Raw genomic sequence first — 14,891 nt, 5'->3', positions numbered from 1 at the left:
TATTACCATGCGCGTGACCACAAAAGGCCAGGTGACCATCCCTAAGGGAATCCGCGACCGGCTGGGAATCGAGCCCGGCTCGGAGGTGGATTTTGTCGTGTCCGACGACGTTGTCACACTCGTTGCCCTTCAAGGCGACCAGGCCCGGCAGCGCCGGGCGAAGGCCATCGGTGCCTGGGCAGACAAGGTAGCCGGGACGATCGACCTCGGCGGCATGACAACCGATGAATATATGGACTGGCTGAGGGGGCCGCGCGATGACCTCGGTCCTCGTTGATTCCAACATTTTCCTGGACATGTTCCAGGGCGGCGCGACAAGCAACTGGTCGCGAGGCAACCTCGTGAAAGAAGGAAGCGTCGCCACACTGGTCATAAACCCGGTGATCTGGTCGGAGATCTCGGTTCGGTTTCCGGCGGAGGCCGATCTCGTCGATTCTCTGGCCGGACTTTCGCTGCACAAGGCGCCGATCCCCTATGAAGCCGCTTTCATGGCCGGCAAGGCGCATCTGGCATATCGCCAGAATGGGGGAGTGCGCGAACGCACCCTGCCCGATTTCCTGATCGGCGCGCATGCGCAGGTGGCGGGGCACCGGCTGCTGACGCGCGACGCCACGCGTTACCGCAGCTATTTCCCCGACCTCGACATCATCGCACCAGACACCCATCCATGACGGAACGCAGCACATGATCGGCAAGTTGAAGGGCACCGTCGACGAGATCGGCGAGGATTATTGCGTGCTCGACGTCCATGGCGTCGGCTACGTCGCCTATTGCTCGGCGCGCACGCTGGCCGCCCTGCCCGGCACCGGCGAAGCCGCAGTCCTCCATATCGAAACCTATGTCCGCGAGGACATGATCCGCCTCTATGGCTTCAAGGCCGAGCTGGAGCGCGAGTGGTTCAGGCTGCTGCAGAACAATGTCCCCGGTGTCGGCGCCAAGGTCGCGCTCGCCATCCTGTCGACGCTGGCGCCATCCGACCTCGCCAACGCAATCGCGCTGCGCGACATCGCCATGGTCAGCCGTGCGCCCGGTGTCGGCAAGAAGGTCGCCGAGCGCATCGTCACCGAACTCAAGAACAAGGCCCCGGCCTTCGCCGGCGAAGCCTCGGGCACCATCGGCCTGAAGCAGGAACTCGGCGAGGGCGTGGCCCCCGCCCCCATCGCCGATGCGGTTTCGGCGCTGGTCAATCTCGGCTATTCCCGCGACATCGCGGCCAACGCCATCGCCGCCGCCATGAAGACGGCCGGCGAGGATGCCGATTCCTCCAAGCTGATCCGTTTCGGCCTGAAGGAGCTGGCGCGGTGACCATTGCAGCACCCCGATTTTCTTACTACATTGCCAAAAGTAAGTATTCTGGTCAGGAGTAAGAAATATGGGTGCCGAAGCCACCTTGACCTCCAAGGGCCAGCTCACCATTCCGAAAGACGTGAGAGACATGCTGTCGCTGAAGCCCGGCGATGCCATCGCCTGGACCGTTGTCGACAACCATCTCGTCGGCACGCCGCGTAATCTTGCCTTCGCCGACCTCGCCGGCATCCTTGGCGACCCGCCCGGCGGGCCGGCAACGCTGGCGGAAATCGACGAGGCGGTTCGCGATGCCGTGGCAAGGCATGCACTTGGCAAAGATTTGGCAGGGGATGCCGCGTGACGCAGGTCGGCATCGACACCAACATTCTGCTGCGCATGGTGCTGAACGACGACCCCGATCAGCAGGCGAAAGCACTCGCATTCGGGAGCGGCCTGAGCGAGGAGACCCCCGGGTTCATCAGCCTGATTGTGCTGGTTGAATTCAGTTGGGCTCTGGCATCGCGTTACCGGCAGACGAAGGACCAGACCTTGACCACCATTCACAGGCTGCTGAAGGTGAGGACGCTCGCCTTCGAGGACTTCGATGCGGTCGTCCGCGCGCTGGAGCGCGCGGCCGCCCCGCAAGTGGACTTTGCCGATGCGTTGATCGCCGAGCACAATCTGCAACTCGGCTGCTCGCACACAGTGACGTTCGACTTGTCTGCCGCAAAGTCCATCCCATCCATGGAACTGCTTTCGTGAACACGCCCACCCGCCTCATTACACCTGAAAAGCGCGGCGAGGACGCCGACAACAGCCTGCGCCCGCAGACGCTCGACGACTTCGTCGGCCAGGCGGCGGCGCGCGCCAACCTGAAGATCTTCATCGAGGCGGCCAAGGGCCGTGGCGAGGCGCTCGACCACGTGCTGTTCGTCGGGCCGCCCGGCCTCGGCAAGACGACGCTCGCCCAGATCATGGCGCGCGAGCTCGGCGTCAATTTCCGCTCGACCTCCGGCCCGGTCATTGCCAAGGCCGGCGACCTCGCAGCCCTTCTGACCAATCTCGAAGAGCGCGACGTGCTGTTCATCGACGAGATCCACCGGCTCAACCCGGCGGTCGAGGAAATCCTCTACCCGGCGATGGAGGACTACCAGCTCGACCTGATCATCGGCGAAGGCCCGGCGGCTCGCTCGGTGAAGATCGACCTCGCCAAGTTCACGCTGGTGGCCGCAACGACGCGCCTCGGCCTGCTCACCAACCCGCTGCGCGACCGCTTCGGCATCCCGACCCGGCTCAATTTCTACACCGTCGAGGAGTTGGAGCTGATCGTGCGCCGCGGCGCGCGCATCCTCGGCATGCCGCTCGCCGACGACGGCGCCATCGAAATTGCGCGGCGTGCCCGCGGCACGCCGCGAATCGCCGGCCGCCTGCTGCGCCGCGTCCGCGATTTCGCCTCCGTCGCCGGTTCCGGCCCCGTCGACCGCCGCATTGCCGACGAGGCGCTGTCGCGCCTTGAAGTCGACGCACTCGGCCTCGATTCGCTCGACCGGCGCTATCTCTCGATGATCGCGATGAATTTCGGCGGCGGTCCGGTCGGCATCGAGACCATCGCGGCCGGCCTGTCCGAGCCGCGCGATGCCATCGAAGACATCATCGAGCCCTATCTGATCCAGCAGGGCTTCATCCAGCGCACGCCGCGCGGCCGCATGCTGACCGCCAACGCCTGGAAGCACCTTGGCCTCGAAATCCCGCGCGATCTCGCTGTGCAGCAGATCAACCTGTTCCAGGAAGAGGAATGAGCCCGGCTGGCTATCGTCCCGGGCTGATCGCCGACATCGTTCGGCTGCACGCCGAATACTACGCCCGCGACTGGGGTTTCGGCCTGCCCTTCGAAGCCAAGGTGGCAGGCGAACTTTCCGCCTTCATGCGCGATTTCAGGCCGGGCCAGGATTTCTTCGCAGCCGAATACGACGAGGATGGTGCCCTGCTGGGCACGATCAGCATCGAGGCACCGACCGCAGCCGCGCCGTTGGCGCATCTGCGCTGGTTCATCACCAGCGACAATGCGCGTGGCACCGGACTGGGGCGCCGGCTGATGGGCGCAGCGATCGAGCATGCCGACATGAAGGGCTTTCCCAGGGTCTATCTCACGACCTTCGCCGGGCTCAGTCCCGCGCGCCACCTCTACGAGTCCTTCGGCTTTGCGCTTGTGGCGGAAGAAGAACGCGACCAGTGGTCCGGCGGCGTGCGCGAGCAGCGCTTCGAGCGCCCGAGGACGCGGTAGCCACGCGTCACTTCAATCCCCTGACCGCCTCCAGCACGTCCGGCTCGGCCTTGCGCCCTTCGAACTCGTCGACGATGCCGAAGGCGCCGCCATAGCCCCAGATCGACCAGGCAAAACCATGCGTCTCGGCGCGGGCGATCATGTCTTTGACATAGCCAGCGCGCCAGGCGCCGGGCATGACATGAGGATTGCCATATTCCTGGCGGATCATGCCGAACTCGCCGAGGTAGATGTTTTCGGGCGCAACGCCATGTTTCCCGGCCCACTCGGCGACCATGCGAAACGGCGTGTCGAGCAGCGCGTCGAGCTTGGCGTTGGTGTCCACGGTCGCCACCTGCTCGTCGAGATAGGACAACAGGCCGGAACGGCGCAGCAAGGGCGCCTCGGCCCTGATCTTTTCCCTGACCTTGTCGAGCGCGGCGTCAAGTTCGGCGCGCGGCACGGCATGGGGCGGATAAGGCAGCCCTGTGACGTAGGGAATGAAGTCGCCGGCCCAGGTCGCGCCCTGGTGGGTGAGCAGGAAGGGTGCGTAGGAATGGAACGTCCAGATGATGTTGTCGTCCGGGATATCCATGGGGTCGATGGCCGCGAGCCCTTCGGCGCTGGCCCAGCAGCCGCCCGAAAGCACCAGCGTCAGCCGTGTCGCCGAGGCACGGGCAGCAGCATGGAGGCGCTTGAGGCGCTCGGGCCAGACTTTGGCTTGCCCTGGCTCGCAATCGACGACCGGCTCGTTCATCAATTCGAACGCGACCTGGACCGGATCTTCCTTCGACAAGGTGAGCCCCATCTGGCGGACCAGATCGACATAGCCGTCGAACAAGGCAGGGTCGTCCATCACCTCGGCCATGCCGATCTTGCGGTTGCCGCCGGCGGGAATGAGATGGAGATCGACGACCGCCTTGAGCCCGGCAGCGTTGATCTGGCGAACGGATTCCAGGACGCTTTCGAACAATTGTTCGCGCAGCGCCCCGGTCTTTTCCGACAGGAAGACCGAGGGATCGACGGGAATGCGCACGACATCGAAACCGTCGGCCTTGAGTGCCTCGAGGTCGGCCGCGCCGAGCCGCTTGCGCCATTCCGGAAAGGGCAGGATGACCTCGGCGTCGCCCCAGCGGGCCTCGTCGGGCCAGGTGTCCCAGATGTCGAGATTGATGCCGCGCTTCATCGAAAACGTCGCGGCAGCGGCCGCACAGACCGACAGCGCCAGCGCCAGCAACGCCACAAGTGAGGTCTTGATCATCGCCACTATTGCTGCCATCCGGTTCGCTGCAGACAAGACTGGTGCCGAAAAGCCCCGAAAAAGGAAAGCCCCATGGCCGATCATGGTGAAGAAGACGCGCTGGCTGCCGGCCTTTCCGGTGCGCTGACGCCATTCGGCCATCGGCTGATGGCGCGGGTCTATTATGCCGACACCGACTTCTCCGGCGTGGTCTACCATGCGCGCTATCTCGAATTCTTCGAGCGCGGACGTTCGGACTTCCTGCGCCTTGCCGGCGTTCACCACACCGAGCTCGCCGACGGCAAGCATGGCGAAAAGATCGTCTGGATAGTGCGCCGCATGGAGATCGACTTCCGCGCGTCGGCCCGGATCGACGACGTGCTGACCGTCGACACCCGCACCGTGGATATCTCGGGTGCCCGCATCACCATGGCCCAGCAATTAAAGCGCGGCGACGAGGTGCTTGTCGAAGCCCGGGTGGAGGCGGCGATCGTCGGCGAAAACGGGCGCCCCAGGCGTTTCCCCAAGGACTGGATCGAAGCCTTCATGCCGGGGCAATGATCGTCTGGGCGTTCCAGCCGATCACAAGATTGTGTGACACAAAAGCCGGATGGCTGCCCGCCGCCTCGCCAAACCCAGTCGCCTCGGGCTATCGCATCAGCCAGGCCTTAAGTTCCTAACCCATCTTTAACCATAACGGTCCATTAAGGGAGCGGTGAAAGTCGTAAGGATTCCGAGCGGCCTTCCTTTCACCAAATTTCGTCCCGAAAAGGCCCAAAAGGCGCATTTTGGGGACTTCCGGAAGCTTCGCGCGAACGGGCCACGACGGGATGATGCGCAAGGGCTAGCCGAAAGCGGGCCCCGGAAATCTTAAGGACTGTTACAAGATGGAAAACCTACCTCTCGCCCAGACCGGCGCGGAATTGTCGATCTGGGCGCTGTTCTGGCAGGCCGGCTGGGTGGTCAAGCTGGTGATGCTGGGTCTGCTCGGCGCGTCGGTGTGGACCTGGGCCATCATCGTCGACAAGCTGGTCGCCTATAACCGCATGCGCGCGGCGCTGAACCGCTTTGAGCAGATATTCTGGTCCGGCCAGTCGCTCGAAGAGCTCTACCGCAACCTTTCCGACCGCAAGACCACGGGCATGAGCGCGATCTTCGTCTCTGCCATGCGCGAGTGGAAGAAGAGCTTCGAGAAGGGCGCCAAGTCGCCGCTGGCGCTGCAGACCCGTATCGACAAGGCAATGGACCTGGCGCTGACGCGCGAGATGGAGCGGCTGGAAGGCCGGCTCGGCTTCCTCGCCACCATCGGTTCGGCCGCCCCCTTCATCGGCCTGTTCGGCACCGTCGTCGGCATCATGACCTCGTTCCAGGCCATCGCCGGCTCGAAGTCGACCAACCTCGCGGTCGTCGCACCTGGTATCGCCGAAGCGCTGCTGGCCACCGCGATCGGCCTGCTCGCCGCCATTCCCGCCGTCATCGCCTACAACAAGCTGTCATCCGACGCCGGCAAGATCGCTTTGCGGATGGAGGGCTTCGCCGACGAGTTCTCCGCCATACTCTCGCGCCAAATCGATGAAAAAGTCGCGCCGCGGGCCTGAGGAGTAGACCATGGGTATGTCAGTTAGCGCGGGCGGTTCGGGCCGCGGCGGGCGCGGCCACCGGCGGCGTGGCCGCCATCATGGCCTGATGTCCGAAATCAACGTCACGCCGTTCGTCGACGTCATGCTGGTGCTGCTCATCATCTTCATGGTGGCCGCACCGCTGATGACCGTCGGTGTGCCGATCGATCTGCCCGAGACCGCAGCCAAGGCGCTGAACTCGGAAACGCAGCCGATCACCATCTCGATCAACGAAGCCGGCCAGATCCACATCCAGGAAACCGAGATCCCGATCGACGAGGTCGTCGCCAAGCTCGGCGCCATCGCCAAGGCCGGCTACGAGGAGCGCATCTATGTGCGCGGCGACAAGACCGCCGACTACGGCACGGTGATGAAGGTCATGGCTCGAATCCAGGCCGCCGGTTACAACAAGATCGGCCTCGTCACGCTGCAGGAACAGGACCAGTAGCCCGCAAAATGAAGACCGGCCTCACGACATCTGTGGTTTTGCATGCAGCGATGCTGGGCTTCGGCCTGTTCACGCTGTCGGCACCCAGCGCCCTCGAAGTCGCCGACGTCGAGGCGTTCCCGGTCGACATCGTGCCAGTGGAATCGATCACCCAGATCCAGAAGGGCGACAAGAAGGCCCCGGTCAATGAAAAGCCGGCGCCCAAGCCGACAAGCCGACCCGACATCGTGCCCGACGCCCAAAATGTCGGCGACAACAAGATCGACAGCGACAAGCCGCCGACGCCCGAGCCGACCCAGAAGGAGGTCGACGTCGCGGCTGCTCCGCCGCCCTCGCCCAAGCCCGAGCCAAAACCGGCCGAAAAACCCAAGCCCGAGCCGGCCAAGCAGGCCGAGCCCAAGCCGACGCCCGTGCCGGCGACGGAAGTGACGCCCGAGCCGCAGCCCAAGCAGGACGTGAAGCCGGACCCGGTTGCCGAGACGATCGTCAACGACCAGGCCGAAGCGGAAGCCGTGAAGCTGCCGGAAAACGCCCCGGCGCCCGAGGCTAAGCCCAAGCCCCCGCAGGCCCAGACGGCCAAGACGCCCGACCGCAAGCAGGACGACAAGCAGGCCCAGGAGGCCGCGTCGAAGCCGAAGTCGGAAGAGAAGGAATTCAACGCCGACGAGGTCGCTGCCCTGCTCAACAAGCAGAAGCCCTCGGGTGGCGGCGCCAAGCGCTCGACCGAACAGGCATCGCTGGGCGGAAAGAAGGACACCGGCGGCAGCAAGCTCAGCCAGAGCGAAATGGATGCGCTGCGCGGCCAGATCCAGCGGTGCTGGAACGTGCCGGCGGGCGCCATGGATGGCGGCGCGCTGAAGGTTTCCGTCCAGTTCAAGCTGAGCCAGACCGGAGAGATCGAAGGCCGGCCCGAGATCATCTCCGGCGGTGGCGCCGCCGGCATCGAACGTGCGGCAGCGGAATCGGCGCGTCGCGCCGTGCTGCAATGCGCGCCCTACAATCTTCCCGCCGACAAATACGAAGCCTGGGCGGATGTCATCGTCAACTTCGACCCAAGCGAGATGTTCTGAGCGCCTGGCGCTCACCCGGAACTAAGAGGCCTGTCTTATGAAGCATGTAATCAAAGCGATCCTTCTGATCGGCGCCATGGCGAGCGGCATGACCGCGTTCGCCACCTTGCCCGCTCGCGCGCTGGTCGAGATCGACGTCAACAAGGGCAATGTCGAGCCGCTGCCGATCGCCATCACCGACTTCCTGTCGGGCGATGCGATGGGCGCCGAGATCGCCGGCATCGTCGCCGCCGACCTGCAGCGTTCGGGCCTGTTCGCACCGATCGACAAGGGCGCCTTCATCGAAAAGATCTCCAACCCCGACGTCGCGCCGCGCTTCGACGACTGGAAGGTCATCAACGCCCAGGCGCTGGTTACCGGCCGCGTCAGCCAGGAGGCCGACGGCCGGCTCAAGGCCGAGTTCCGGCTGTGGGACACCTTTGCCGGCCAGCAGCTTGCCGGCGAGCAGTTCTTCGCCAACAAGACCAATTCGCGCCGCATCGCCCACATCATCGCCGACGCCATCTATGAGCGCCTGACCGGCGAAAAGGGCTATTTCGACACCCGCGTCGTGTTCATCGACGAATCGGGCGCCAAGACCGCGCGCAAGAAGCGCCTCGCCATCATGGACCAGGACGGCGCCAATGTGCGCTATCTCTCGGACGGCCGTTCGATGGCCATGACGCCGCGCTTCTCGCCGACGCGTCAGGAAATCACCTACATGTCCTACGAGAGCGGCCAGCCGCAGGTCTATCTCCTGCAGATCGAGACCGGCCAGCGCGAACTCGTCGGCAACTTCCCCGGCATGACGTTTGCGCCGCGCTTTTCGCCCGACGGCCAGAAGGTGATCATGAGCCTGCTGCGCGACGACGGCAATTCCAACGTGTTCTCGATGGACCTGCGCAGCCGCACCACCACGCGCCTGACCAATTCCAGCGCCATCGACACCTCGCCTTCCTATTCGCCTGACGGTTCCAAGGTCGTCTTCACCTCCGACCGTGGCGGCCAGCCGCAGATCTACGTCATGGGCGCCGACGGCTCGGGCCAGACCCGCGTCTCCTTCGGTGGCGGCAGCTATTCGACGCCGGTGTGGTCGCCGCGCGGCGACCTGATCGCCTTCACCAAGCAGTCGGGCGGCCAGTTCCAGATCGGCGTGATGAAGACCGACGGCTCGGGCGAACGCATCCTGTCGACCGGCTTCCAGCAGGAAGGCCCGACCTGGGCGCCGAACGGCCGCGTCGTGATGTTCTTCCGCGACCAGCCCGGCGGCGGCGGTCCCAAGCTCTATTCGGTCGACCTCACCGGCCGCAACGAACAGGCGATCCCGACCTCGGGCTTCGCCTCCGACCCAGCCTGGTCACCGCTGCTCGACTGAGCAGCCTGATAGTTAACCTCGCGCCCCAGGCGCGACGAAAGGACCAGGCGGCGTCATTTGCCCAATGACGCCGCCTTTCTGCCGTATTTTCGCCTACGGTGCGCGGCGAAGTGCATGTTCGACGACTGCCGTATGCGGGGACGCTACAACGAGCGGCAACGAAATTTTAACCATGTTTCTTGAATGCCGGTTAACCCCAACGTGGTTACTGGATGTTCAACGAAATCACTTGAATGCGAAGGAGAGGCGGGATGCGCCGTATCGCAAAATTTGCAACCAACCCCGTGGTCGTGGCGCTGATCGCCTCGCTGGCGATTGCCGGCTGTGCCTCGAAGAAAACCCCTAACAACGCGGCCGATCTCGGCCTCGGCGGCAGCGCCGGTGCAGCGACCCCGGGCTCGTCCCAGGACTTCACCGTCAATGTCGGCGACCGCATCTTCTTCGACACCGACTCGTCGTCGGTTCGTGCCGATGCGCAGGGCATCCTGAGCCGTCAGGCCCAGTGGCTGAACCAGTATCGCCAGTATGCGATCGTGGTCGAAGGCCATGCCGACGAGCGCGGCACCCGCGAGTACAACCTGGCCCTCGGCGCCCGTCGCGCCGCAGCCACCCGCGACTACCTGATCTCGCAGGGCGTTGCCTCGAACCGCCTGAAGACGATCTCCTACGGCAAGGAACGTCCGGTCGCGGTTTGCGACGACATCTCCTGCTGGTCGCAGAACCGTCGTGCTGTCACGACGCTCTCCGGCGCCGGCAGCTGAGCGGCCGAAAAGCGACACAGTTGAACGAAAGGCGGTCTTCGGGCCGCCTTTTGCTTATCTGGACGACTGAAACAAAATTTGGCCGAAGTCTCCGGTCCTGATAAACGACGAGAGCGCATCGGCGCGAAGCAACCATTTCCGTTCCACGGCGAGAGGCTAATGCATTTTCGATCAATCCTGAGTGGCACGCTTGCCATCTTCCTATTATCCGGGGCCGCGGCGCATGCGCGCGACGGCATCGGCATCGACCTCCCGAAATTCGGCCTGCCGGGCGTCTTCGGCAGCAAGACTGAGAGCCACGAAGCGCCGATCCAACTTGCCCAGGCAGGCGATCCCCGCGTGACCGCGCTCGAAGAGGAAATCCGCAAGCTCAACGGCAGCATCGAGGAACTGAACTTCCAGATCCTGCAGATGCAAGAACAGATGCGGAAAATGCAGGAAGACAACGAGTTCCGCTTCCAGGAACTCGAGGGCGGCGGACAAAAGAAGTCCGACGCCTCCGGCACCACCAACAACAACAGCTCGATCGTTGAGGCGCCCACGGCGCCTCAATCGGGTCAGGCGCAGGCCACCGCGCCCGCCACCAACGGCCAGAGCGTCGAGGACGTCATCGTCGATTCCGGCACCGGCGAACCCGGCACCACGATCGAGGGCGGTACGGGTACACCGCCGCGGACCTTCGGCACCATCACCGTCGACAAGAACGGCAATGTCGTCTCCGACTCGATCGACCAGCAGGCGGCAACGCCGGCGCAGCCGCAGGCCCCAGCCGCAGCGCAACCGGCCCAGCCCAAGGCCAATGGCACGGCGGTTGCGGCACTTCCGTCGACGGACGACCCGGACGAGCTCTACCGCAACTCCTACCAGTTCGTGCTTTCCGGCGACTACACCACCGCCGAAGAAGGCTTCCGCGACCACATCCAGCGCTTCCCGGCCGACCCCAAGACGGCCGACGCACGTTTCTGGCTCGGCGAGTCGCTACTTGGCCAGAAGAAATACCGCGACGCTGCCGAAACCTTCCTCAGCGCCAGCAAGGAATACCCGAAGTCCAAGAAGGCCCCCGAAATGATGCTGAAGCTCGGCGTTTCGCTGGTCGGCCTGAAGCAGCGCGAAGTTGCCTGCGCCACTTTCGGCGAAATCGGCAAGCGCTACCCCAACGTTTCCGGCGCGATCAAGGAGCGGGTCAAGCAGGAACGGGCCCTCGCCGCGTGCTGACGCAGCCGACCGACGCTGACTTTTTTCCAGACTTTTCCGGTTTCGACTTCGCCGCGCACAAGACCATCGTCGCAGCGGTTTCCGGCGGCAGCGATTCGACTGCCCTGCTTCTCCTTCTCAAAGCCCATCTCGCCTGGCACGCTCCCTTGACGCGGCTGCTGGCCGTCACCGTCGACCACGGGCTCCGGCCCGGCTCGGGCGCGGAGGCCGAACAGGTGGCAAAGCTTTGCGCTGCTCATGGCATCGCCCACCGCACGATGCGATGGCTCGGCGACAAACCACAGGCAGGCATCCCGGCCGCAGCGCGGGACGCGCGCTACGATCTCCTGGCCGAGGCCGCGCGCGATGCTGGCGCAACGATCGTAGCCACCGGGCACACCGCCAACGACCAGGCCGAGACGGTGCTGATGCGCGGCATGCGCGGCACCGGCCGCGGCAGCGCCGGCATGGCGCCGGCAACGCTGTTCGATGGCGACATCTGGATCGTCCGCCCGCTGCTGGGCCAGCGCCGCGACAGGCTGCGCGCGGCACTGAGCGCACTAGGCATCGGCTGGATCGACGATCCGACCAACACCGATGTCGCCTATGAGCGCCCGCGCATGCGGCTGTCGCTCGGCGACCAGAGCGAAACGCGTATCACGACGGCGCTCGCCGAAGCCCGGCAGGCCGGTGAAACGCGGACAGAACTCGGCCGGCGCGCAGCCACCTTGTTGACCGAGCTGACAAGCAGGGTTGCCCCCGGACTGCTCTGCCTCGATGCTTCATTCCTGCAAGCGCCCGACAATGCCGCAGCATGTTACGCCCTGCGCATCCTGGTCGCAGTCGCCGGCGGCGTGCCCCACCTGCCAGATGAGGCCCGCACCCAGGACCTACTGGCGCGGCTGGCGAACGGTATTGCAGACGAAAAACCGGCCCGCGCCACATTGTCGCGCGCCCTGGTCGACGCACGCCGAACCGGGATCTTTGTCCTGCGCGAAGGCCGCGGCCTGCCGGCTCCGGCAACGCTGGCTGGCGGTATCTGGGACGGCCGCTACAGGCTCATGCCGGCGGGGCAAGGAACGGGATCGGCCGTCGCACCAGTCGGTCCGCTCGCGGCGAGGACGATATCGGTCGAAACAACGGCGCCGGAAAGTCTTGTCAGGAACGCACTTGCGGCCGAGCCTGGGTCGTGGCGCGGGGGAACGTTCGCCGGCTTGCTGTCGGACGCGGGTGCCGCCCCGGTTGCCGCGCCCTGGACACGGTTCCTGCCGGCCTTCGATCTCGCCCCTGCACGGGCTCTCCAAAAATTGATCGGCACGGCACATGTGCCGGACCCGCCATGCCGTGGCCACAATGGCGTTGGAGCTTAACCGAGACTTAGGGACGCGCTTGGCAATGTGGCAGCCCGTGCCTATGTTAGGGGCAAGCTTACTCACACCATGCGCGTTCCCCGCGAACGCCAACGGGACACTCGATGAATCCGAACTATCGCAACTTCGCGCTGTGGGCGATCATAGCCGTTCTACTCATCGCCTTGTTCAACCTGTTCCAGACCCCGCAGACCCGCGGCGCGTCGAGCGAAGTGGCCTATTCGCAGTTCCTCCAGGACCTGAATTCGGGCCGCGTCAAGACGGTGACGATTGCCGGCGACCGCATCAGCGGCACCTATATCGACAACTCGACCGGCTTCCAGACCTACTCGCCTGGCGACCCCACGCTGGTGTCGCGGCTTGAGGAAAAGAGCGTCACCATCAACGCCCGCCCCGAAAATGACGGCTCCGGCTCGATCTTCTCCGTGCTGTTGTCCTGGCTGCCGATGATCCTGATCCTCGGCGTGTGGATCTTCTTCATGCGCCAGATGCAGTCGGGCTCCGGCCGCGCCATGGGTTTTGGCAAGTCCAAGGCCAAGCTTCTGACCGAAGCGCATGGCCGCGTCACCTTTGGCGACGTCGCCGGTGTCGACGAAGCCAAGGAAGACCTCGAGGAGATCGTCGAATTCCTGCGCGACCCGCAGAAGTTCCAGCGCCTCGGCGGCAAGATCCCGCGCGGCGTACTGCTCGTTGGCCCTCCCGGTACCGGCAAGACCCTGCTTGCCCGTTCGGTCGCAGGTGAAGCCAACGTGCCGTTCTTCACCATCTCCGGCTCGGACTTCGTCGAAATGTTCGTCGGCGTCGGCGCAAGCCGTGTCCGCGACATGTTCGAGCAGGCCAAGAAGAACGCGCCCTGCATCATCTTCATCGACGAAATCGACGCCGTCGGCCGCCATCGTGGCGCCGGCCTCGGCGGCGGCAACGACGAGCGCGAGCAGACGCTGAACCAGCTGCTGGTCGAGATGGACGGCTTCGAGGCCAACGAGTCCATCATCCTGATCGCCGCGACCAACCGTCCCGACGTTCTCGATCCCGCGCTGCTGCGTCCGGGCCGCTTCGACCGCCAGGTCGTGGTGCCGAACCCCGACATCGTCGGCCGCGAGAAGATCCTCAAGGTCCATGTCCGCAACGTTCCGCTGGCGCCCAATGTCGACCTCAAGGTCGTCGCTCGTGGCACCCCGGGCTTCTCCGGTGCCGACCTGATGAACCTCGTCAACGAATCCGCCCTGATGGCAGCGCGCCGCAACAAGCGCCTCGTCACCATGCAGGAATTCGAGGACGCCAAGGACAAGATCATGATGGGCGCCGAGCGCCGCTCCTCGGCCATGACCCAGGCCGAGAAGGAGCTGACCGCCTATCACGAATCCGGCCACGCCATCCTGGCGCTCAACGTGCCGGCCGCCGACCCACTGCACAAGGCGACCATCATCCCGCGCGGCCGCGCGCTCGGCATGGTCATGCAGCTGCCGGAAGGCGACCGTTACTCGATGAGCTACAAGTACATGATCTCGCGCCTGGCGATCATGATGGGCGGCCGCGTCGCCGAGGAGTTCAAGTTCGGCAAGGAAAACATCACCTCGGGTGCGTCCTCCGACATCGAGCAGGCGACCAAGCTGGCGCGCGCCATGGTGACGCGCTGGGGCTTCTCCGACAAGCTTGGCCATGTCGCTTATGGCGACAACCAGGAAGAAGTTTTCCTCGGTCATTCGGTGGCCCGCACCCAGAACGTCTCGGAAGAGACCGCACAGATCATCGACGCCGAAGTGCGCCGCCTGATCGACGAGGCCTACAACGAAGCCCGCAAGATCCTGACCAAGAAGAAGAAGGACTGGATCGCCCTCGCCGAAGGCCTGCTCGAATACGAGACGCTGTCGGGCGAGGAGATCAAGCAACTGATCGCCGGCAACAAGCCTGCCCGCGACATGGGCGACGACACCCCGACCTCGCGCGGCTCGGCCGTGCCCAAGGCCGGCTCGACCCGCGGCAAGAAGAAGGGCTCCGAGCCCGAAGGCGGCATGGAGCCTCAGCCTTCGAACTGAGGGCTGGACGTCGACTGAATGAAAAACGCCGCCGAGGAAACTCGGCGGCGTTTTTGCATTCCGGGCGTGCCAGCCAGCAAGCTCGATGCATGCTCGAAGTCGGCGCCAAGCTTTCGCCGAGTAGGCGCGTATGCCAGCCCTGCCGGGGGCGTCCGAATCGCGTGCGATCGGCAGGCCGTCACCGAAAGCGGGGGGGCTTACACGTTCGAGAACTGCGCGTTCGTCGAACTGCCGCAGTAGGGCTAT

At 64.8% G+C, this 14,891-nt stretch carries 18 protein-coding genes; 17 read left to right on the top strand and 1 reads right to left on the bottom strand.

Going from position 1 to position 14,891, the window contains the following annotated elements:
• Positions 1-7: 7 nt before the first annotated feature.
• The 7 genes from CO731_RS06870 to CO731_RS06840 all read left to right on the top strand — a co-directional run bounded on the left by CO731_RS06870 (position 8) and on the right by CO731_RS06840 (position 3,571).
• Positions 8-277 carry an AbrB/MazE/SpoVT family DNA-binding domain-containing protein gene (locus tag CO731_RS06870; RefSeq protein WP_108606528.1) on the top strand — a complete coding sequence of 90 codons (270 nt, stop codon included), beginning with the start codon at positions 8-10 and terminating at the stop codon, positions 275-277.
• On the top strand, positions 258-671 hold the full coding sequence (locus CO731_RS06865; protein ID WP_108606527.1) for a type II toxin-antitoxin system VapC family toxin: 414 nt from the start codon (positions 258-260) through the stop codon (positions 669-671). Before CO731_RS06870 ends, CO731_RS06865 begins: the two co-directional genes overlap by 20 nt.
• Positions 672-684: 13 nt before the next feature.
• The gene (gene ruvA / locus CO731_RS06860; protein ID WP_108606526.1) at positions 685-1,305 is read left to right on the top strand and encodes a Holliday junction branch migration protein RuvA; all 621 of its coding nucleotides are present in this window, start codon (positions 685-687) and stop codon (positions 1,303-1,305) included.
• Positions 1,306-1,372: 67 nt separating this feature from the next.
• Positions 1,373-1,648 carry an AbrB/MazE/SpoVT family DNA-binding domain-containing protein gene (locus CO731_RS06855; RefSeq protein ID WP_108606525.1) on the top strand — a complete coding sequence of 92 codons (276 nt, stop codon included), beginning with the start codon at positions 1,373-1,375 and terminating at the stop codon, positions 1,646-1,648.
• Positions 1,645-2,049, top strand: a complete 405-nt coding sequence (locus CO731_RS06850) for a type II toxin-antitoxin system VapC family toxin (protein ID WP_108606524.1) — start codon at positions 1,645-1,647, stop codon at positions 2,047-2,049. Before CO731_RS06855 ends, CO731_RS06850 begins: the two co-directional genes overlap by 4 nt.
• A complete protein-coding gene (ruvB, locus tag CO731_RS06845) occupies positions 2,046-3,086 on the top strand; it encodes a Holliday junction branch migration DNA helicase RuvB (RefSeq protein WP_108606523.1) in 1,041 nt (346 codons plus the stop codon). Before CO731_RS06850 ends, ruvB begins: the two co-directional genes overlap by 4 nt.
• On the top strand, positions 3,083-3,571 hold the full coding sequence (locus CO731_RS06840; RefSeq protein WP_108606522.1) for a GNAT family N-acetyltransferase: 489 nt from the start codon (positions 3,083-3,085) through the stop codon (positions 3,569-3,571). The genes ruvB and CO731_RS06840 overlap by 4 nt, the downstream gene beginning before the upstream one ends.
• A 7-nt stretch (positions 3,572-3,578) precedes the next feature.
• On the opposite strand, the gene CO731_RS06835 is transcribed toward CO731_RS06840, so the two are convergent.
• The gene (locus CO731_RS06835) at positions 3,579-4,829 is read right to left on the bottom strand and encodes a cellulase family glycosylhydrolase (RefSeq protein WP_108609674.1); all 1,251 of its coding nucleotides are present in this window, start codon (positions 4,827-4,829) and stop codon (positions 3,579-3,581) included.
• A 54-nt stretch (positions 4,830-4,883) separates the two neighbouring features.
• On the opposite strand from CO731_RS06835, the gene ybgC reads away from it, so the two are divergent.
• From ybgC to CO731_RS28620, 10 genes are all read left to right on the top strand, one after another.
• Positions 4,884-5,351, top strand: coding sequence for a tol-pal system-associated acyl-CoA thioesterase (ybgC, locus tag CO731_RS06830; protein ID WP_108606521.1), 468 nt, complete (start codon positions 4,884-4,886; stop codon positions 5,349-5,351).
• Positions 5,352-5,677: 326 nt separating this feature from the next.
• A complete protein-coding gene (gene tolQ, locus CO731_RS06825) occupies positions 5,678-6,388 on the top strand; it encodes a protein TolQ (RefSeq protein WP_108606520.1) in 711 nt (236 codons plus the stop codon).
• 10 nt (positions 6,389-6,398) lie between these two features.
• Positions 6,399-6,857, top strand: coding sequence for a protein TolR (tolR, locus tag CO731_RS06820; RefSeq protein ID WP_183262721.1), 459 nt, complete (start codon positions 6,399-6,401; stop codon positions 6,855-6,857).
• Positions 6,858-6,865: 8 nt separating this feature from the next.
• Positions 6,866-7,927 carry a hypothetical protein gene (locus CO731_RS06815; RefSeq protein ID WP_108606518.1) on the top strand — a complete coding sequence of 354 codons (1,062 nt, stop codon included), beginning with the start codon at positions 6,866-6,868 and terminating at the stop codon, positions 7,925-7,927.
• A gap of 76 nt (positions 7,928-8,003) precedes the next feature.
• A complete protein-coding gene (tolB, locus tag CO731_RS06810; RefSeq protein WP_245439791.1) occupies positions 8,004-9,281 on the top strand; it encodes a Tol-Pal system beta propeller repeat protein TolB in 1,278 nt (425 codons plus the stop codon).
• Positions 9,282-9,532: 251 nt separating this feature from the next.
• On the top strand, positions 9,533-10,042 hold the full coding sequence (pal, locus tag CO731_RS06805) for a peptidoglycan-associated lipoprotein Pal (RefSeq protein ID WP_108606516.1): 510 nt from the start codon (positions 9,533-9,535) through the stop codon (positions 10,040-10,042).
• A gap of 159 nt (positions 10,043-10,201) precedes the next feature.
• Entirely contained in the window at positions 10,202-11,257 is a 1,056-nt protein-coding gene (ybgF, locus tag CO731_RS06800) for a tol-pal system protein YbgF (protein ID WP_108606515.1), read from the top strand.
• A complete protein-coding gene (tilS, locus tag CO731_RS06795; protein WP_245439655.1) occupies positions 11,251-12,606 on the top strand; it encodes a tRNA lysidine(34) synthetase TilS in 1,356 nt (451 codons plus the stop codon). Before ybgF ends, tilS begins: the two co-directional genes overlap by 7 nt.
• A gap of 104 nt (positions 12,607-12,710) precedes the next feature.
• Positions 12,711-14,645, top strand: a complete 1,935-nt coding sequence (ftsH, locus tag CO731_RS06790) for an ATP-dependent zinc metalloprotease FtsH (RefSeq protein WP_108606514.1) — start codon at positions 12,711-12,713, stop codon at positions 14,643-14,645.
• Between the two features lie 18 nt (positions 14,646-14,663).
• Positions 14,664-14,885, top strand: a complete 222-nt coding sequence (locus tag CO731_RS28620) for a hypothetical protein (protein WP_159091579.1) — start codon at positions 14,664-14,666, stop codon at positions 14,883-14,885.
• Positions 14,886-14,891: the final 6 nt, after the last annotated feature.

Origin of the sequence: Aminobacter sp. MSH1 (assembly GCF_003071665.1) — a bacterium.
Classification (GTDB): domain Bacteria; phylum Pseudomonadota; class Alphaproteobacteria; order Rhizobiales; family Rhizobiaceae; genus Aminobacter; species Aminobacter niigataensis.
The sequence above is the reverse complement of the archived record's forward strand: the minus strand, read 5'-3'. Positions and strand labels throughout refer to the sequence as shown.